Origin of the sequence: Nostoc sp. LEGE 12447, assembly GCF_015206985.1 — a bacterium.
In the GTDB taxonomy this organism is placed as follows: domain Bacteria; phylum Cyanobacteriota; class Cyanobacteriia; order Cyanobacteriales; family Nostocaceae; genus Nostoc.
Genome location: NZ_JADEXT010000021.1, coordinates 26,560 through 46,390, shown reverse-complemented (window position 1 = coordinate 46,390; position 19,831 = coordinate 26,560). Strand labels below are relative to the sequence as shown.

Annotated in this window: 15 protein-coding genes; 2 read left to right on the top strand and 13 right to left on the bottom strand. The window is 42.3% G+C overall.

What is annotated here, in order from left to right:
• Nucleotides 1-31 precede the first annotated feature (31 nt).
• The 13 genes from IQ274_RS20700 to IQ274_RS20640 form a co-directional block, all read right to left on the bottom strand.
• Nucleotides 32-1,237: an aliphatic sulfonate ABC transporter substrate-binding protein gene (locus IQ274_RS20700; protein ID WP_163928638.1), complete on the bottom strand. Its 1,206-nt coding sequence runs from the start codon at nucleotides 1,235-1,237 to the stop codon at nucleotides 32-34.
• 570 nt (nucleotides 1,238-1,807) lie between these two features.
• On the bottom strand, nucleotides 1,808-2,671 hold the full coding sequence (locus IQ274_RS20695; protein ID WP_163936585.1) for a TauD/TfdA dioxygenase family protein: 864 nt from the start codon (nucleotides 2,669-2,671) through the stop codon (nucleotides 1,808-1,810).
• Nucleotides 2,672-2,708: 37 nt separating this feature from the next.
• Nucleotides 2,709-3,803, bottom strand: coding sequence for an aliphatic sulfonate ABC transporter substrate-binding protein (locus IQ274_RS20690; RefSeq protein WP_163936588.1), 1,095 nt, complete (start codon nucleotides 3,801-3,803; stop codon nucleotides 2,709-2,711).
• A gap of 301 nt (nucleotides 3,804-4,104) precedes the next feature.
• Nucleotides 4,105-4,926, bottom strand: a complete 822-nt coding sequence (locus tag IQ274_RS20685) for a class I SAM-dependent methyltransferase (RefSeq protein ID WP_194143317.1) — start codon at nucleotides 4,924-4,926, stop codon at nucleotides 4,105-4,107.
• 298 nt (nucleotides 4,927-5,224) lie between these two features.
• Nucleotides 5,225-6,706 (bottom strand): amidohydrolase family protein, encoded by a 1,482-nt coding sequence (locus tag IQ274_RS20680; RefSeq protein ID WP_163936594.1) that lies wholly within the window; start codon nucleotides 6,704-6,706, stop codon nucleotides 5,225-5,227.
• Nucleotides 6,707-6,795: 89 nt separating this feature from the next.
• The gene (locus IQ274_RS20675; protein WP_194143292.1) at nucleotides 6,796-8,280 is read right to left on the bottom strand and encodes an amidohydrolase family protein; all 1,485 of its coding nucleotides are present in this window, start codon (nucleotides 8,278-8,280) and stop codon (nucleotides 6,796-6,798) included.
• A 129-nt stretch (nucleotides 8,281-8,409) separates the two neighbouring features.
• Nucleotides 8,410-8,796, bottom strand: coding sequence for a hypothetical protein (locus IQ274_RS20670; RefSeq protein WP_194143291.1), 387 nt, complete (start codon nucleotides 8,794-8,796; stop codon nucleotides 8,410-8,412).
• Nucleotides 8,797-8,806: 10 nt separating this feature from the next.
• Nucleotides 8,807-9,817 carry an ABC transporter substrate-binding protein gene (locus IQ274_RS20665; RefSeq protein WP_194143290.1) on the bottom strand — a complete coding sequence of 337 codons (1,011 nt, stop codon included), beginning with the start codon at nucleotides 9,815-9,817 and terminating at the stop codon, nucleotides 8,807-8,809.
• Between the two features lie 286 nt (nucleotides 9,818-10,103).
• Entirely contained in the window at nucleotides 10,104-10,433 is a 330-nt protein-coding gene (locus tag IQ274_RS20660; RefSeq protein WP_194143289.1) for a 4Fe-4S binding protein, read from the bottom strand.
• Nucleotides 10,430-12,064: an FAD-dependent oxidoreductase gene (locus IQ274_RS20655; RefSeq protein WP_194143288.1), complete on the bottom strand. Its 1,635-nt coding sequence runs from the start codon at nucleotides 12,062-12,064 to the stop codon at nucleotides 10,430-10,432. The genes IQ274_RS20660 and IQ274_RS20655 overlap by 4 nt, the downstream gene beginning before the upstream one ends.
• 356 nt (nucleotides 12,065-12,420) lie before the next feature.
• Nucleotides 12,421-13,434: a glycosyltransferase family 2 protein gene (locus tag IQ274_RS20650; protein WP_194143287.1), complete on the bottom strand. Its 1,014-nt coding sequence runs from the start codon at nucleotides 13,432-13,434 to the stop codon at nucleotides 12,421-12,423.
• Nucleotides 13,435-13,542: 108 nt separating this feature from the next.
• Nucleotides 13,543-14,253, bottom strand: a complete 711-nt coding sequence (locus IQ274_RS20645; protein WP_163936615.1) for a VTT domain-containing protein — start codon at nucleotides 14,251-14,253, stop codon at nucleotides 13,543-13,545.
• Between the two features lie 434 nt (nucleotides 14,254-14,687).
• The gene (locus tag IQ274_RS20640; protein ID WP_194143286.1) at nucleotides 14,688-16,583 is read right to left on the bottom strand and encodes an iron uptake porin; all 1,896 of its coding nucleotides are present in this window, start codon (nucleotides 16,581-16,583) and stop codon (nucleotides 14,688-14,690) included.
• Between the two features lie 1,138 nt (nucleotides 16,584-17,721).
• Between IQ274_RS20640 and ssuD the strand changes: the two genes are divergently transcribed.
• Entirely contained in the window at nucleotides 17,722-18,870 is a 1,149-nt protein-coding gene (ssuD, locus tag IQ274_RS20635) for an FMNH2-dependent alkanesulfonate monooxygenase (protein WP_163926741.1), read from the top strand.
• Nucleotides 18,871-18,956: 86 nt separating this feature from the next.
• Nucleotides 18,957-19,784 carry an aliphatic sulfonate ABC transporter permease SsuC gene (gene ssuC / locus IQ274_RS20630; RefSeq protein WP_114081405.1) on the top strand — a complete coding sequence of 276 codons (828 nt, stop codon included), beginning with the start codon at nucleotides 18,957-18,959 and terminating at the stop codon, nucleotides 19,782-19,784.
• Nucleotides 19,785-19,831 lie beyond the last annotated feature (47 nt).

Here is a 19,831-nt window from a genome sequence, read left to right as displayed (position 1 = left end):
ATGATTTCAGCTTTCTAAAGTTAATGATTTTCTATTTAGATTTAATTGATTCTGGTATAAAAGCCGCATATTCTTCTGGAGCTAATACACCATCTCTAACATTAACTTTCTTTGGCAAGAGCCCTTGGCTGTACCATAAATCAGCAATTTGTTGTTGTTTAGTGATAACTTCTTCAGTAATTGGTAGCAATCCATAAGCTGATTTAGCTTGAATCTTTTTCAAGGTAGTAACATCAATACCAACATCAGGAGAAACAAGTTCTGCTAATTTATCGGGATTCTTTTTAGACCACTCATCTGCTTTTGTCAGCTCCTCCAGAAAAATTTTGAGAACTTCAGGATGCTCTTTCGCAAATTTACGCGAGGTAGAATAAAAGCTCCCTAAGTTTTGGAGTCCTTGTCCATCTATTAATACACGACCAATATTTTTTTGTACGGCTCTTGTAATATAAGGTTCCCAAGTTACCCAAACATCAAGTCCACCCTGGCTAAAAGCAACATTTGCATCTGGAGGTGGTAAGAAAATAGATTTAACATCAGTGAGCTTTAGCTGATCTTTTTGTAGCGCTTTCAGCAAAACATAGTGAGCAATAGAAGCTTTTTGAAAAGAAACTTTTTTGCCTTTAAAGTCAGCAGCACTTTTAATTGGAGAGTTTTTTGGCACTAGAAAAGAAACTCCTTTACCATTAAATGCTGTAGTTACCACATAGACAAGTGGTGTACCTGCTGCTTGAGCAAATATAGGTGGTGATTCAGCTGTGGCTGCAATGTCAAGAGAACCTGCGTTTAATGCTTCTAAAGCTTGTGGCCCAGCAGCAAACTCTAACCACTTGACAGTAAAATTTTTCGCTGCCAAACTTTTTTCTAGAGTTCCCTGTTTTCTCATAACTGCAAGAGAACCAAGCTTAGAAGAAACAATTCGCACTTCTTGCTTTTGGGGAGTATTAGAAACTGATTGATTTTGAGCATCTGTACTAATTGTAGATGCTTGGTTCTGAGTTGTTTTATTTTCTTGGCTGCAACCAACTATGCTGATTGGGATTGTTAGGGAGAAAGCAGCTACAAGTAAAGATAGATAGTTATGTTGAATTTTATATTTAGCTTTTGTTTTGATAGTTAGGCTTTTATTAGATATCAGATTTACTGTTCGCAAAAAAGGCTTTAAATTCTCGATTTTAGATTTTATCGGCTTGTTAATTGATATATGAGATTGCTGCAAATCTTTAAAAAATGCCATAAAACTCTATTGTCTCCTTCAATAGAAAACTTTTTACTGTAATATTATGTTTCAGCAAATTGGTTATTAAATACAGTTTATATCTCAATACGGTTCAGTTAAGGTTAGCGCTCTTTGTCAAAGTCATTTTTTTAATGAACCGCAGAGGCACAGAGTACACAGAGAGAATAAAGAGAAGGGAAAAATTGCTTGATTGAACTGTATTGGTTTATATATTATCGGATTTGGTCTTGGAATAAAGTGTTAATAAACACTACCTGGCAGAGATAAGAAGGTTTTTTGTAAATTTATTTTTGTGAGTGTGGTTTGAGCAATATTTATTTTAAGAACTAAAATTAAATAGAGTTTGTATTTGATTTATAAAAATCAGCACAACTCAAAAAGGGTTATTTAAAATTATTTTTGAAACTAATAAATTTCAGAGTAAAGTCAGATTAATATATAGATTTATTATGATAAACTAAGTGTTTTTTATTGTTTCGTTTAGAAACGAGGGTGGATGACTACCACCCCATTTTTAAAAGTAGATTTCAGTTTTTCAAGGCGTTATATCTATCTAGATAATAAAACCTAAAAAGGACGGCTACCTGCAAGACTAACTCGCTTCAAAACCCGTCGCTCATTTGGATCAAATGCTTGACGGTAATGCAAGGTAGCTTGATTATCCCAGTAGACAATATCACCTACAGACCATTTATGTTGGTAGTAGAATTTGGATTGATTTAGATGCTGGCGCAACTGTTCAATCAGTTTAGATCCTTCTTCTGGCTCTAACCCGACAACTTCCACTTCTGTAGCTGCATCTAAGTAAAGATGCTTTTTACCACTCTCTGGATGTGTCCTAACTAAAGGATGGGGAAAGATCGGACTGATTAAAGGAATAGTTTTGTCTAAACGATATAAAGAGCGGGGTGCATTCCGATCTCGCAAAAATGGGTTGTAGGTAATCAACTGCAAATCTGCAATCCGTTCTTTGGTGGTTTCATCTAACGCCTCATAGGCCAAATTTGTATTTAACCAATAAGTATTTCCACCATGAGTTGGTATTTCCAAAGCATAAAGCAGCGAACCACTAGATGGTGTGGGAGTCCATTTATGGTCAGAATGGAAAGTTAGTTCTCCAGTACCGGTATAGCCGCCATCGACATTAGAAATCGGAATCACCACTGGGGTTTCTCCTGGTTTAGAAGCCAAGACTGGAGTTTCATCAGATGGTACAAAGAGTGCGCCAAAGTATAGAGCGAAGTTCAAAAGCTGGTTATCAGAGAGTTTTTGGTCTTTGAAGATCAAGATATGGCGATCGCGCAGTGCTTGCTTAAGTTGTAATATAACTTCAGGTGCGATCGCTTGACTGGCATCAAGATCGGTAACTATCGCTCCCAAAGGAGCATCGATAGGACTTATTTTAACCTTGGTCAAAGTCGAGGTAGGCATAATATTCTCCTGTGCTTTAATTTCTTTTTGGGTATAACTACTTATTAGCTAATACATCTGAAGGAGTAATTTTGGCGTACTCTTCAGGGGTTAAAAAGCCATCTCTAACATTCACCTTTTTCGGGATAAGTCCGAGGCTGTACCACTTATCTGCTACTTCTTGTTGCTTGGTAATAGTTTTCTCAGTAATTGGTAGCAACCCATAATCATATTTATTGTGCATTATTTCTAGAGTCGGTGGATCTAGCTGAGTTACAGGAGCAAGCAGTTGTGCTACTTCTTTCGGATGAGCCTTAGTCCAGATTTCTGACTTTTCTAACTCCTCTAAAAACACTTTGATTACATCAGGATGAGCCTGATAAAATTGGCGCGAAGTTGAGTAAAAATTGCCAGTATCCCGCAACTTATCACCATCTGCTAAAACACGAGCTATTTTATTTTGTACATTTCTGGTACCGAATGGCTCCCAAATATACCAAGCATCCACCTTATTTTGGCTGAATGCCGCATTTGCATCTGCCGGTGCTAAGAAAACTGATTGGACATCGCTCAGTTTCAGCCCCACATCTTCTAATGCTTTAACTAGTAAATAGTGGCCGATAGAGGCTTTCTGAAAAGCTACTTTTTTACCCTTCAAATCAGCAACACTTTTAATTGAAGAGTTTACAGGAACTAAAAGTGAAATAGCTTTACCACTAGGACGTGTAGTAGCTAGATAAACAAGGGGCGCTCCTGCTGCTTGTGAAAATACAGGGGGCGATTCGGCTGTAGATGCAATATCCAATCCATTTGCATTCAAAGCTTCTAGCTGTTGTGGTCCAGCCGCAAACTCAGCCCACTGTACTTTAAAACCCAGAGGCTCTAATCGCTTTTCTAAGGAACCTTGCTTTTCTAAAACTGCTAAAGCGGAAAGTTGTTTTGAACGTACAATCCGCACTACTTGCTTCTCTGTAGTGCTAGATATGGCCACCGACTCAGGAGAAGCTGCTGACTGTTGAGCGTTATTTTTGGCTTCACTACAACTTGATAAGGTCGTCGATAGCATTAAGCAGTAGCCCAGAGCAAATAACAAAGAACGACGTGTTGTTCTCGGGCTTTTTCTGAATTCAAACTTTCCTTTTAAAGCTGGCATGAGTTGCTTTATTGATTCCCTCTAGGTGGTTAGAAAATGATGATTAATTGCAATATCAAGAACGAAAATGTTTTTTTGAAAGCTCCAATCAGTAAATGTTTTTATAACTTCAAAAACTTTACTTATGAAATTAGGGAAGAGAGTGGGTAATACCCACTCCGCAACGACTCGAGGAACTGAAAATTTAATAGTTAGGAGGCAAAAATTTAGGAAATGGAGTGAGAAAGGCTCACTCCAGTGTCGTGCTAGTGGAAGATTGAAATTTTTGAGTGAAACTCTGTTTTGTCAGCGTTCAATTTTGCTAGTGCTTCCAAGCGACTAGGATTGTAGCTTTGAGTTCTTCTGTGAAATGTCCAGATGGCTCAACTGCTAGTAGCGCTTCTCTGAGATCCTTTTCAAATGCTGGAGCTTTATCGCCATAGAAAATTTTCAAAGAGAAGGCTGTAGTGTATAAATAGCCGAGATAGCTATCGATAGTCCAAGATTTTTCAAATGGCACTTCATAGTTTTCTTGACGAGCAAAAGCTGAATTGCTAATTACGACTTCATGGGGAGGATCGACTGGCTTACGAGTCCCTTGTCCTCGTTGTCCAGTCCGCCGTTCTTCACCTAACCATTTTTTTACTACTCCAATAGCAGCTTGTTTCCAAGGTAGATTGCTTTCCCAAGGGTTATCACCAGTCTGAAGCAGTGCTAATCCACCATCATCAGTTAGCAATTCATAAAGGCGTTCAAGCACTAGTTCGCGTTCCATCCAATGGAAGGCTCTACCAATAGTGGTTAACTTAAATTTCCCTAAACTAGAGTCGATTAACTCTGCTCCTTGTTCTAACCAAGTAATATTATTTGCTCCGACTGCTGCTGCTTGGCGTTTAGCTTCTGCAATCATTTCTGGATCGGGGTCGATCGCAACAACTTCCTCAAATTGGGTTCGTAGGGGAATTGAAATTAATCCTGGGCCAGTACCTAAATCCAGGAGTCGTCCTTGACCATTGAGATTAAATATTTCGGCTAGTTTATCAAATACAATCGGTGGGTATTTGGTTCTATATTGAGCGTAGCCCTCAGCGGCTCCCTCAAATAAACTTGGGTCGTAGGTGGGAAGTGTTTTTAGTTGAGTCATATCAATTTTGGATTTAGGTAAGGGATAAGAAATAAATTTATCCAAATAAACGAACCACAGAGGCGCAGAGAAAGCAGAGAGAGGAGAAATAGAGAGGATTTTTGCATCAGTTTTAGGATATTTTTTCAACTCTTATTTCTCCGTGTCCTCTGCGTCTTTGCGGTTCGTTATTTCAGAGAAATGTAGAGTGGGCAAGGCCCACGCTACAAGTGAACAGAGGAAATGGAACATGGAACGTTGTAATTGTCCTTTGTCATTAGTCCTTTGCAAATGACCAATGACTAATGACTAATGACAGTTATTTCTTAGCCGCTAAATATTCGTTTGCGGCTTTCTCAACACCTGTACCCTTGAAGAAGTCTTGATTGAGGCTGGTGTACAACTCTAAGGGATGGATGGAGAGGAAATAGCGCAGGTCTTCTTCGGTAATGATTTCGCGTTCTGCCATTGAGTAAGCGTTGGCAGTAACGGCGGTGATATCTGGCACATCCCAGTGACCGGAATCTGAACCTAAGAAGGCTTTAACTCTATCGCCAAAAGGATTAGCTGCACGATTAAAAGCTTGGCTTACACGGGTATCGTCTGATTCTGTACCGAAGTAGAAATGATTCAAGAAGCGATCGCGCACATCTTCTGGCTTCTCAATTCCCGCTAGTTCAAATTCGTCGAGTTGGCCAGGATCTTCTGGCGCTAATAGTTGATGGTGGAATCCTAAACCGTCACCAATTTTATCTAAGCGTCCATCTACAAGTTCGCCACCGTAGCGAGTATACAACTCTACTAATGCTTCCTTGTCAATCAGGGCAGGGTTGTTATTTGACAACAAATGTTGTTTGTTGCGGGTTTCCCAGTGCCAAATAATATCAGCGTATAGACTAGCACCCCAAGCTGAACCACCTTCTAAGAAGGCAAACTTTAATTGTGGGAAGCGGCGGGTAACTCCACCAAAGAACAGCGATTTGCATAATGCTTCGGCTGCAAAGGCAAAGTGATTAATGTGATTGTACTGAGCGTTGGTGACAGAACGCTGTGTTGTCCAACCTTGGCTAGAAGCGTGAGTTGTGGGTACAACTTTCAGTTCTACGCACTTAGCCCAGAATGGATCGTAATCATATTGGCTATCTAAGCCAAAGTTATCAATCCAAACCACTTCGTTAGCGACTTCTTTGCCATATTTTTCAAAGGCAGGAATTGGCCGACGGACGTAACCGGGGATTTGAATTGCTTTGAGTCCCAGAACATTTACCGCATATTCCAATTCTTCAATCCCTTCTTCGGGAGTATGCAGGGGAATGGCGGCGATGGGTGTTAAGCGATCGCTATAAGGACGGAAAATATCAGCATGGTAGGTGTTAACTGCTCGACAAACAGCCCGCCGCATTTCTTCGTTGCCGATATTCGGGGCCATCGTTGCCAAGTTGGGGTACACAACGGCAAAGTCTGTACCTGCTTCTTGCAAGCGCTCATGCAACAACTTGGGCAAGCTAATGGTAGCCAAATTCAAAGTATTTTTTGTTGGACGACCCCACCAGTTAGGGCGATTGGAGCGATAAGCAAAACGTTCTTCCCAACTTTGCTTGTACCACTTAAAACGGGAAGCTCCCGGTAAATTTTCTTTGAAACGTTCGACAATTTCAGTTCCACCAACTTGCTCTAAATAATCCAAGACTGCTGGTTCAAATTCTTGGGTATGTACATCAGTGTCAATGATCGGATAACCAAGTTTTTCCCGAATTTGAGCAGACCTAGTTTTTTGTGGGCGGTCTAGAGCGATCGTCATGATAGTTTACCCTAATTATTCAAATGTTTGTAGGGATTGGTAAAGATGTAGAATCAATCCTTTGTAGAGACGGCGATTTATCGCGTCTCTTAGCTTAATTTCCCAGCCACAAATTCATCTGCTGTTTTCTCGACGGCCGTACCCTTAAAAAAGTCACGATTCAGGCTGGTGTACAACTCCAAGGGATGAATTGACAGGAAGTATTGCAAATCTTCTTCGCTGATAATCTTGCGTTCTACCATTGAATAAGTATTAGCAGCGATCGCAGTAATATCAGGTACGTCCCAATGACCAGAATCGGAACCCAAGAAAGCTTTAACGCGATCGCCATAAGGGTTAGCTTTCCGGTTAAAAGCTTGAGCTACACGGGTATCATCTGATTCTGTGCCGAAGTAGAAATGATTCAAGAAGCGATCGCGGATATCTTCTGGCTTGGTAACTCCTGCAACGGCGAATTCATCCAAATCACCAGGCTCTAGGGGAGATAATAACTCAGCGTGGAAACCTAAACCGCTACCTAGTTGATCCAAACGGCCATGTACTAATTCGCCACCGTAACGGGTATATAGTTCTAGTAATTCTTCGCGCTCGATATTGGCGGGATTGTTATTTTCCACCAAATGATCTTTATTGCGAGTATCCCAGTGCCAAATCAAATCGGTGTACAAACTAGCACCCCAAGCTGCACCTCCTTCTAAGAAAGCAAACTTGAGTGTGGGGAAGCGGTGAGTTACACCACCAAAGAATAAAGATTTACATAATGCTTCCGCAGCCGATGCAAAGTGACCAATATGGTTGTATTGGTAATTGCTAATGGAACGGCGATTGATCCAGCCCATACCGGAAGAGTGGGTGGTGGGAACAACTTTCAGTTCTACGCACTTTGCCCAGAAGGGATCGTAATCATATTTACTATCCAACCCAAAAGTGTCAATCCAGATGGCTTCGTTGGCTACTTCTTCGCCATACTTCTCAAAGGCGGGAATCGGGCGGCGGATATGTCCGGGGATTTGAATGGCTTTGAGTCCCAGAATATTTACCGCATATTCCAATTCTGCGATCGCCTCTTCGGGCGTATTCATTGGGATAGCAGCAATGGGTGTTAAGCGATCGCTATAAGGGCGGAAAATATCAGCATGGTAAGTATTAGCTGCACGACAAACAGCCCGCCGCATTTCTTCATTGCCGATGTGTGGAGCCATCGTTGCCAAGTTCGGGTACACAACGGCAAAGTCTGTACCAGCTTCTTGTAAGCGTTCGTGGAGTAACTTTGGCAAACTAACGGTAGCTAAATTTAAAGCGTCGTTAGTGGGACGAGTCCAGAAAGGAGGACGGGCGGTGCGGTAAGTGCGGCGTTCTTCCCAAGATTGTTTAAACCATTTAGAGCGAGATGCACCGGGTAAGTGTTCTTGAAAACGCTCTGCGATCGCAGTTCCAGCAACTTGCTCTAAATAGTCTAAGAATGCTGGGGGAAATTCTTGAGTATGTACATCGGTATCAATGATCGGATAACCAAGTTTTTCGCGGATTTGAGCAGACTTGGTTTTATGTGGACGGTCTAGTGCAATAGTCATGGCCATTTTACCTAGATTTTCAAATGGATTGGTCAAGAGGGAAGCGGAAAGTTACAGGACTTACGGAAAATAATGGAAAAACGAACCGCAAAGGCGCAAAGGACACGAAGGAATGAGAGTTTCAGAGAGTTATTGCGTGAGTCCTAAGTTTATAAGCTTGGAAGTTGAGCCTTTGAGCTTGGAAGTTGAACCTTTGAGCTTGGGAGTTGCGCCTTTGAGCTTGGGAGTTGCGCCTTTGAACCTGGAAGTTGCGCCTTTGAGCTTGGGAGTTGCGCCTTTGAACCTGGAAGTTGCACCTTTAAGCTTGGGAGTTGCGCCTTTGAGCCTGGAAGTTGCACCTTTGAGCTTGGAAGTTGCACCTTTGAGCTTGGAAGTTGCACCTTTGAGCTTGGAAGTTGCACCTTTGAGCTTGGAAGTTGCACCTTTGAAAGACTTAATTACAGAAATTTGTTTTTCTTGCTCAGAAAAGTTACTGATTTCTGCCTCCTCATCTTCTTCATCTCCCCTACTCTCCACTCCCCATTTCTTATTTTTCTTCAGCAACCCAGTCTGTTAATTTAAAGTCCGACTTTGCTAAACCCTGCGAGACTAAAAATTTCTTTGTTCCCTCTAAAAGTTTCACTCCGTCGGCTGGTAATGGTTCTTCTGATACCTGTTTGAGTGGGAACGATACTTTTATAATATCGATGGGATATTTAGTAGTTTGAGCATGATACTGATAATATTCTTCAGAATTAGTTTTTAAATCCTTAGCTGCTTCTGTGAGAATTGCATTAAATTTCTGTGGGAAATCAGGCTGTTTTGCCAGAAAACTTTCAGTTGCTACAACTAATGATGTCCCTGAAAGACCCTTATGATTCGCAGAAGAATCAATAACTGGAAACCCTTGTGATTTCAGAAAAGGCCCTAGATCGCTAGAGGTTGCATAAGCTGCTACATCACCACGTTCTAAAGCCGCTTTTGCCTCAGTAGTCATTAAGTGAACAACTTTTACATCCTTGGCAATTTTAGCTTCAGCTAATAGACCCAGCAGGTATCGGTGCATATAAGAGCCTTTTTGGGTAGCTATTTTTTCACCCTTAAGTTCAGCAAGCGATCGCGCACCATTCTTTTTCGCTACTAACCAGGCGGTTGTATTAAATTGGCTAATCCGCAACAGTCGGGTTTCTTGACCCCTAGCTTTCAAAACTATGGCTGGTGTATCGCCTAAAGAACCAACATCTAATTGTCCGGCGACAAGCGCCTCATTTAGATCCGGCCCGTTAGGAAACCTTGCAAAAGTAATGTTTTTAAATCCCACTTTTTGCAACTCACGCTCTAATATTCCCTTTTTCTTTGCCCAACCAAGTGCCCCTGTAGGTTCTGAACTACCTACATAACCTATTCGTAGGGTAGAAATATTATTAGATGCAGCAACAGCGTTGTTAACATTAACAGCCTCAATGGATTGAGCAGATTTAGTTTCGCCTTGGCTACATCCTGTAGTTACTAGCAGTAGGACACAAGCTACTGAGGTTGATAATCTTGTACTAGACATAAGGTATCTAGGGCGTGTTTCCAAACCTCTCGTTAAGCAACCTCGTCTTTGAAGATCCCCCCAACCCCCCTTAAAAAGGGGGGCTTTAAGAATTTCTTTTCCCTCCTTAAAAAGAAGGGCTTTAAGAATTTCTTTTCCCCCCTTTTTAAGGGGGGTTAGGGGGGATCTTCGAGTTTGAAAACAGTCACTAGACTCAAAATACCTAATTTTTATAGGACTACGTTCTGCTTCCTGCTTCTTGCTTCCTGCCTTTTTTAATGCCAGCATGACTTTTTTCTCCGCCGCACTACTTCATCTGCTTCAAAATTTGGAATGTTTGATCCGCTTTTGCTGTTGAAGTGCGTTTATGCCCCCAACCGATGTTTTCCCGGTAACTACCCAGCAGCCCAACTTCTGCCAATTCTGCCTCGTTGACTAAAGTCTTCATATCGCTTTCTGGTGCAACATAAAGGGCATCAACTGGACAATACAATTCGCACATATAACAGGTTTGACAGTCACTCTGTCGGGCAATAGTTGGCGGCGCATCAGCTACACGGTCAAACACGTTGGTTGGACAAATATTCACGCAGATATTACATTTTATACACCGCGATTCGCTGACCAACTCAATCACACTGCTGCTCCTATTTTAGATAAAGGCTTTTCTGTACTTAGCGGCTGACTCTTCACCCAAACCTGATCTAATCCGCCGCTAATCAGGTGATGTTGCTGGTTAGCATCAAGTTCTGGATAGTCTTGATGTTTGTGCATCCCACGAGTTTCTTTACGTTCAATGGCACTACTGTACATCCATCGTGCTGTGGCTACCATTGCCGTAGCTTCTCGCGCCCGGATTAGCTCTTTATCTGATGTTACCTGGCTGTTGCGGAGTTCTTGCCAAAGATGATTTAGCTTACTCAAAGACTCGGTTAAGCCTTGTTCTGTACGGAAATAGTTCTTTTCGTAGGGGAATACTTCAGCTTGGACTGCTTGAATAATTTCATCAGTCGCTAAGGAGCGATGCCTTCGGCGGCAAGCTACGCTCCCACTCTGTAATCCTACCTCTCCAACACCCTTAACTTGTCGTTGAGTTTTGTATTCTCCCAAGCTGCGGCTATATTCAGCAGCCGATTTACCCGACCAATAGCCAGAAGATATTGCCCAAGCTGCGTTGTGGCTACCACCGCCAGTAAATCCGCCACAAATTAGTTCGCGTGTAGCCGCATCTCCAGCAGCGTAAAGTCCCCGCACTGAACTAGCACAACTCTCATCGACAATCCGAATTCCTCCCGTACCGCGCACAGTTCCCTCTAAACGCAGAGTCACAGGGAAACGTTGGGTAAAGGGATCGATACCTGCACGATCGAAGGGTAAAAAGAAGTTGGGCTGTGCTAAACGCATAGATGGCCGCATCGATTCCGCCGCTTTGTCTATGATGGCGTAAACTGGCTGTTGCAGTAATGTCTGGGCAATTACTGACCGTCTATGAGAACTTGCACCCGGAATCACACTACCGTCTTCGTAGGTGAAAGTTGCCCAATTATAAAACAGGGTTTTGGTAACTGAAGAAAAAGCGGGGGAGATGCCATAGGCATTGGAAAATTCCATACCTGACATCTCAGCACCTGCTTCAGCAGCCATCAGATAACCATCCCCTGTCAGGACGTTGCATCCTAACGCTTTACTGAGAAACGCACAGCCACCTGTGGCGATAATTGTGGACTGCGATCGCACCACCCATTTCTCACCAGTCTGACGGTTCACACCTGTTGCACCAGCAACAGCACCATCGTCATCTACCAGTAGTTCTAAGGCGGGGCTGTTATCTAAAATCTTGACTCCTGCCCGTTGAATTTGCCGCCGCATCAGCCGCATATACTCAGGCCCTTGCAGTGATCGCCGATAGGGTTTGCCTTCATCGTCGGTAGGGAAGGGATAACCCCACTCTGCTAGCTGATTGACGTTTGCATAGGTCTGATCCAGTACTCGATCCATCCAATTGCGATCAGACAAAAACCCACCTAACGATTCCCGACTCGCCTTTGCAGTTTCTCGTGCTTCTGGGTCAGGCGGCACATACCACACACCATTTCCAGATGCCGCAGCGCATCCAGTCGTACCACAATATCCTTTGTCTACCAGGACAACTTTTGCTCCATTTGATGCAGCACTCCAAGCCGCCCAAGTTCCAGCTGGGCCACCCCCAATCACAAGCACATCTGCTTCTAAGTCGAGTTCAAAATCGGTTGTTAACGTCTTCAGCATCTAGCATTTCCCTCTATCGATAAAGTCTTAAGCATCAAGTCTTCACCCCATCGATGCTGCAAAATATTCAGAAATCTGTTTGCCCATTTACTTGAGGACTTCTCAGTAGCCTCTATTTATGGCTCATTTAGCCAGAATAAAAATCCTTTAACTTGATCGATGAACCGTAGTTTATTTATATAACAAAGCTTTCCACAGTTTGAGATAAAAAGCAAGCATTTTAACAAATTCAAATGTAAATTTATCAAAACAGAATTCAGGTGTCAGGACGAGCTAAACCCTAGTTATCCGCTAATAGAATTAATAATGAATTCTCTACAACGGAGGATAGCAAGGCCACGAGCGGTAGAAATGTCTTAAGAATCCTCATCTCTTTTAAGGTGGGGAGCCTCAACTAGTTTGTCAGTATTATGATGTGTTGAATTAGGAGATTTAGAATAGAAGCCACCTATCTCTGCCAAAGTATAAAGGGGTCTAGCTTTAACTTCTTCATAGATGCGCCCTATATATTCGCCTAAGATGCCAACACTGACTAACTGCACAGATCCGAGAAAGAAAATTGCCATCAAAATAATCGTGAACCCGGTTAAAGGCGAATGGGGGAGAAAAAGCCGCCAATACAAGATTAATAAAGCCATGAAGATAGCCGCCGCCGCCGCTAATAAGCCTAAGTAGGTTGACAACCGCAGTGGCACTATTGAAAAGGATACTAGACCATTAATAGCAAGGGCCAAAGATTTGCTGAAAGTGTATTTAACTTCCCCAGCAAAGCGGGGATCGCGCTCGAACCGAATTGCTGTTTGCTGAAAGCCAACCCAAGAACGCAAACCACGAATGTAGCGGGTACGTTCTGGCATAGAATTGAGAATATCTACAATTTGCCGATCCATTAAACAAAAATCACCAGTATCAGTAGGAATATATACATCTGCAAGCTTCTTGAGGAGACGATAAAAAAAGTAGGCAGTAAAACGCTTAAACCATCCTTCCTTGAGACGTTGAGTGCGTTGAGCGTAGACGACCTGATAGCCCTGTCGCCATTTTTCAATCATGTCTGGGATTAGTTCTGGCGGATCTTGTAAGTCAGCATCAAGGATGATAATAACTTGACCCCGAACAAAATTAAGACCAGCAGTAACTGCAATTTGATGACCAAAGTTACGAGCAAAACTCAGGTAGCAAATGCGTGGGTCTTTTTGATGGAGTTCTCGTATTAATTGTAAGGAGCGATCGCGGCTACCATCATTGATTAAAATTAATTCGACAAGACCATCTAGCCGATTCATTACTGCACTTAGTCTGCGGTATAGTTCGGGTATAATTTCTTCTTCGTTATAAATTGGAACAATCAATGAATACTTTGGTAGCATCTAGGAATTCCGTTTAATTTTGCAACAGCCAAGCTGACAGACTGCTTTTCATGATAAATGGTTTGGTTCTCAGTATACTTAGCAAGATTCAAGTCAGATTGTTAGAGTTTATTTATTCTCCGGGTTGATGTCATCTGAAGAGTCAGATTCTCTCAGGCTTTCTACAGCTTTTTTAGGAAAAGTCCGACGATGGCGATACCAAGTAGACCCTGCTACCAGTATTCCAGTTAAGCCCAAAGCGAGTACTAGCGGCAAAAAATCACCTGTTTTGACTGCTTTTAAACCAGAACTACCTAGTAGTACAAAAGGTAAGACACTAGGAACAGTACCAAGTGTTGTGCCTACAACATAATCTTTAAAGCTAATCGAAGTCAGTCCAGCAACAAAGTTTACTAAGCCATAAGGCATGATTGGTACTAGTCGGATGGCAAACATATAAAAAAGCCCTCCACGCCGTACCTCAGCATCCATAGCTTGCCAGCGTCCTGCTAGTCGTTTTGCAACTGTTTGCCGTCCAATGGTTCTAGTAAAAACGAAAGCAATTATTGCCGCAATTATTGCTCCAACACTAGTCCAGAAAGTACCCAGCCAAGGGCCAAAAATTGCACCTCCAGTCAAATTCAACACTGTTGAGGGCAGAACTAACATAGTTGCTACAACATACAAAGCAACATAAATAATCGGTGCCCAGATACCAGAAGCTTTCAGCAAAGCCTGAATTTGTGCTGGTTCAATGCCACCAATCAGGTATACTGCTATACCAGTTGCAATTATGCAACTCAGTGTGAGTAGTAAAATACCAGTTTTCAAGTTCCACACTAGAACTCTACTCCTACTTTTTTTGTAACACAACCCATCTTTCGCAAATATCCTTTTTAATTAACTCGCATAAACGAGTCAAAAACAAAATGTCCTCAAGATGTTTTTCACAGCCGGAAGAATCTTGAGAACAGTTAAGTTTTTGACAATCCATTATTAAGGATATGCCAGTGTAGCGATATTTGTTCAGTCTGGGGAATGTCAAGGGGGCAGGGGGCAGGGGAGGCAGGGGGAGACAAAGAAACAAGTGTATTCAGAGGTATTGCGGTAGTAAAAAGTACTAAAAGGTTCTCTTTACTTCCCCCTGCTCACTTCACGATGATCTCACTTTTTCGCGTTGCTCCCCCTGCCCCCTGCTCCCTGCCCTCTACCTCCCCTGCCTCTTCGGTCAAAGTTCTACATTACTAGAAAACCTATATCTTTAGTTTTCCCGATTAAAACCTAAAGACAGTACGAACCCAAGCAAATAAACTATCAGGATTGTTGGCATCAGAGTCCGGTGCAGTAATCCAGATTAAACCCGGTGTCACCTCAATATTATCTCCGATTTTATATTGGTAAAATGCCTCAACGTGCAGGGAGGTATCTTTGTCTGCTTGTCCAGCACCTGCTCCCAAATTTACACCCTGACTGAGCCTGGTAAGTTTCGGCTCCATACCAACTAAAATCCCCCCTAAAGCACCCTCACTAAAAAGATCCGGGAATGCTAGTCCTACGGCCCAATCCATTGCACTACCATCACCGCGCCCCAAATAGCGGTGCGCTCCATAACTTATCCATCCATTAATTGCCAACTTGGAATTAACTTGATAGAACGCCTGTAGTCCATAAAGATTGGCTACAGTTCCCGCTCCAGCTACGGTGCTGTTTACCAGGTTACTACCGACTGCTGGACCGAAGTTTGTTCCGCTTAGACCTTGGGTATTCGCTGGACTATAAGTATTGACGTAAGTTGCCGCTACCCGAAAATTTCGATTAGAGGAGTAGTAAATTATCTGTGCCAGAGCTAAATACCTGCCTGTAAATAAGCCATTATTAGCTGTGGGATTACCGCCGTTTGGTGCGCTATACGCTATCCCCACTTGAACCTGTTTGCCTAATTTTTGGAGTATGGCAATTCCGGGCCCGCTATCTCCATAGTTATAGACTAAAGACCGCCGTGAAAATCGTGAAATTCCATTAGCGCCGGTTGCAGAAGACGATTCAAAATATGGATTGATAGGGCCAGAAAGACCTATCTCACTAGCTCCATCAGACAGAGCATAAATGTTAACTTGAGTATCTGGATTAGGTAAAAAACGATACCGCACACCACCGAGAAGAATAGTATTACGTGCAAAGGTAATACTGGAGTTATCAGCAGTTCTCCCCTCAAAAGTTCCTAATAATCCGGCTCTTGTTTGTCCCAATGATTCAATATTTCCACCTGACAGCGATAAGCTTAGTGAATCTTTACCGTTAAAACTGGTGTTTAACCGTAAAGAAGTTGAACCTTGAAGTGTGACATTGCGAGGTGCGGGTCTTTTGCTAACGACATTATTGCCAGCCAGAAGTGAGCCAAGAACAATCTGCGCTCGACCTATGAGTTTAGTTGTGGTTGTAAACTGATTTGCCTCTAATTTCGCAGTCCGCGTTTCCAAGTTATCTAAGCGTCCCCGAAATTGAGCAAGTTCTGGAGAAAATTGTTCTTGTAGTTTTTTGATGGCATCCAAGTCTTCTCGTTTGACCAAATCTGCCGTTGAAGTCGCTATTAATTCATTGAGGCGATCTAAAGCAGCATTCAACCCAGCAGCAAATTCATACCGTGTTAGGGCACGATTCCCTTTAAATGTGTCATCTGTATATCCAGCAATTACACCGTAGCGCTCCACCAAAGACTGTAATGCTTGAAATGCCCAATCTGTGGGCAAAACATCTGACAATTGTGAGACGGATGTTACTTGTCCTGCTGCATTATTTGGAGCTTTTTTATTAGTCGGTGGTGCAACTTCCAACAATTGCGAGACAGGTGTGACTCGTTCTGGGTTGGTAGCCTTTTTACTAGTTAGCGGTGGAATTGAAGAAGAAGGTAGGACGCAGGATAGCGCACAGGAAGCAGGAGGAGATGCGATCTCTCCTGGCCCTTTGCCTTCTGTCTCTATCGTTGAACTTTCTAGTGTTTGATTGACAATTGCTTCTGGAGCTTTGTTCACTTCTGCTTCAGCAGTAGATACATCAGATTTAGGGAGTTCAGCGTGACTTTTTACTGGATAAAAAACCAGAATGGCTAGAATATCTAGCAACAAGAACGTGAACATTATGTATCTATATTTAGAGCGAAAATTCGACATTACTCTTGAACTCCTCAACCTGAAAAACGAATAAATTAGCTCTAGCTTTGACAGAGAAACTAGCAGAAATTATTGATGAAATATTTGTGCTAAACCATTAGTTAATGAGTTAGCAAAGGTTCCCCTAGTAAGAAAAGTGCAAATCCGCGATAAGTATCGTAACCATTACTAGGTAATTCAGTGTAGACTCCAAAACTCATAGAAAATTCTCAAAACAAAATTCAAAATTCGGTTTGATATTGGAGCGCAACTGGTGAGATAAGGCAACAAAATTCATCAATGGCTACTGGCATCGACTAAATCTTGAATTAAATTCAAGGTATTGATTGACAATTAACATTAGCTGAATACACTAATTAGTAAGCAGCTAGATTTCACAATCTCAGTTGTTAAGAAAAGCAGATAAAACTATAAGTCGATAGATTTACCGGATTTTGCGTAAAATTATCTTTGCATAGAGCTTGTTACAATGCAAGACCCAGTATTTATTCATGAAGAGAAAATATATCAAAATTATTGGTTAGGTCAACTCAACCCAAGCAACTGCGATCGCGTGAGTAGGTCGGCGAAGTTAAAGCTAACTGACTAAGGCTGTCATTTGTCCTTTGTCATTGGTCATTAGTAAGGGTTTTACAGCAGTTTGCGTTTCGTAACATACTTAGATTTTTTTCACGCCAGTTTACTTAGCGTGCCGTAGGCGATCGCCGCAGATAGTTCACTCGGTAAAAATCCCCTATATTTATGGGGATTCCTCCCAATACTTCCCGCTTTGTGCATTTTTAATTCGGAATCGGATTTTGGGTAAAGGGAAAAGGGTAAGGGTTAAAGGTTTTTTCTTTCCCCTTCCCCCTTTCCCCTTAACCTAGAAGTATTGGGATTCCTCCTGCCTCCTGCCTCCTGCCTATTGCCTCCTGCCTCCTTTTTGCCTTACTCGATTAAAAGTTGTATTTTCCAACACAGCAATTCTGACTACAAAAGTGTCAAAATTACCCACTAAGAAGTTCTCTATTCAGGCAGCCCTTTTTTACTAATGGTTAAATTAGGCTTGATTTTTAGATAATATCGGGTAGAATTTTGTCTATAAAATACGGCAATTCGATCGGATAATCGTATATTAAGTTCTCATACCCTGATAGATATGGAAATTCTCTGGTTTATTCCTACTGGATCTCATGACGGACGCTATTTAGGTACAGATATTGGCTCTCGTGTTGCCACACCTGATTATTTGCAGCAAATTGCCCAAGCTGTGGATAGTTTAGGCTACACAGGCGCATTGTTACCTACAGGGAGTTCTTGTGAAGATGCTTGGATAACTGCCGCTGCTTTTATATCTGTCACCAAGCAGATGAAATTTCTCGTGGCAATTCGTCCAGGAATTACTTCTCCAGGTGCTGCTGCACGGATGGCAGCAACATTTGATCGGATTTCTAAAGGAAGATTGTTAATTAATGTGGTGACAGGTGGAGATCCGGTGCAACTCGCTGGAGATGGCTTGCATCTTAGTCATGACGATCGCTATGATTTAACCGATGAATTTCTTACCGTTTGGCGGGGTATCGTCAGTGGGGAAACAGTCGATTTTAAAGGAAACTACCTGGATATCAAAGGTGGTAAACTCCTATTCCCACCAGTCCAAAAACCCTATCCACCATTGTGGTTTGGTGGCTCATCTGCGGCTGCAAAGCGGGTTGCTGCTAAACATATAGATGTTTATCTAACTTGGGGCGAACCTCCACAGCAAGTTGCTCAAAAGATTGCTGAGGTTAAACGATTGGCGGCTGAACAAGGTAGAACAGTCCGCTTTGGGATTCGCTTACATGTAATTGTGCGAGAAACCGAGTCTGCGGCTTGGGATGCTGCCAATGAGTTAATTAAGTATGTTGATGAGGATGCGATCGCAAAAGCTCAACAACACCTAGCTAGTTCTGATTCTGAAGGACAGCGACGGATGAGTCAACTACATAGTGGTAGTCGAGAAACCCTAGAGATTAGCCCCAACCTATGGACAGGAATTGGATTAGTGCGGGGTGGTGCTGGTACAGCCCTAGTTGGAGATCCCGATACTGTTGCCGCTAGGATGCTGGAATATCAAGATTTGGGCATAGAAACCTTTGTGTTCTCTGGATATCCCCATTTAGAAGAGGCATATCGCACAGCTGAATTATTATTTCCACGTTTACCTTTGCAGAAACAAACTGCACCGCTAACGCCACCAGTCTTGAGTACTGTTAGCGAAATAGTTAGCAGTGAAAAATTTGCTAAACAACTAACGAGCGCTTCATGAATAATTCGTAATTCGTAATTTGCTCTTTAATTACGAATTATGTTGACGAAGCTTCTAGATTCATCTTTGCGGAAATCTAAAATCCCATGACTATTACCCTTAAACACACCAAAAGAAACAATAATATATCCCTGAGCGAGGTGTTAGAAAACCCGCAAATCGATAAAATAGTTCCCTGGATTGTGCCCGTTCTAGTGCTAGTACTTTGGGAATTTGCTTCCAGAACTGGTTTACTTTCAACCAGAATTTTACCTGCCCCTAGTGGCGTAATCGCTACAGCCATTAGACTAGCCTCCACCGGAGAACTTTTTCAGCATATAGGAATAAGCGCTGGACGGGCGATATCTGGTTTTATAGTTGGTGGCAGTATTGGGTTCGGTTTGGGATTGCTCAATGGCTTTTCCCGTATAGCAGAAAAGTTATTGGATAGTTCCTTGCAAATGCTCCGTACTATCCCTAATCTGGCATTAATTCCCCTGGTAATTCTCTGGTTTGGTATCGGCGATCAAGCTAGATTATTTTTAGTGTCTATGGGAGTATTTTTCCCGTTATATCTTAATACATTTCATGGCATTCGCAGTGTAGATCCTGGACTGATTGAAATGGGAAAAGTCTATGGATTGAAAACCCCACAACTTCTGTGGCAAATTATTTTTCCAGGAGCCTTATCTTCAATTCTCGTCGGTGTCCGTTTTTCTTTGGGGATTATGTGGCTGACATTAATTGTGGCAGAAACGATCGCAGCAGATTCTGGACTTGGTTATATGGCAATGAATGCCCGTGAATTTATGCAAACTGATGTTGTGGTTTTGAGTATTGTTATCTATGCACTGCTGGGTAAATTAGCAGATGCTGTTGCCAGAGGATTAGAAACCAAATTCTTGGCTTGGAATCCTAACTATCAAAGATCATAAATGGCAAAATCACCAAGAGCAAAACTTAAATGTCTTGATTCTAAGTG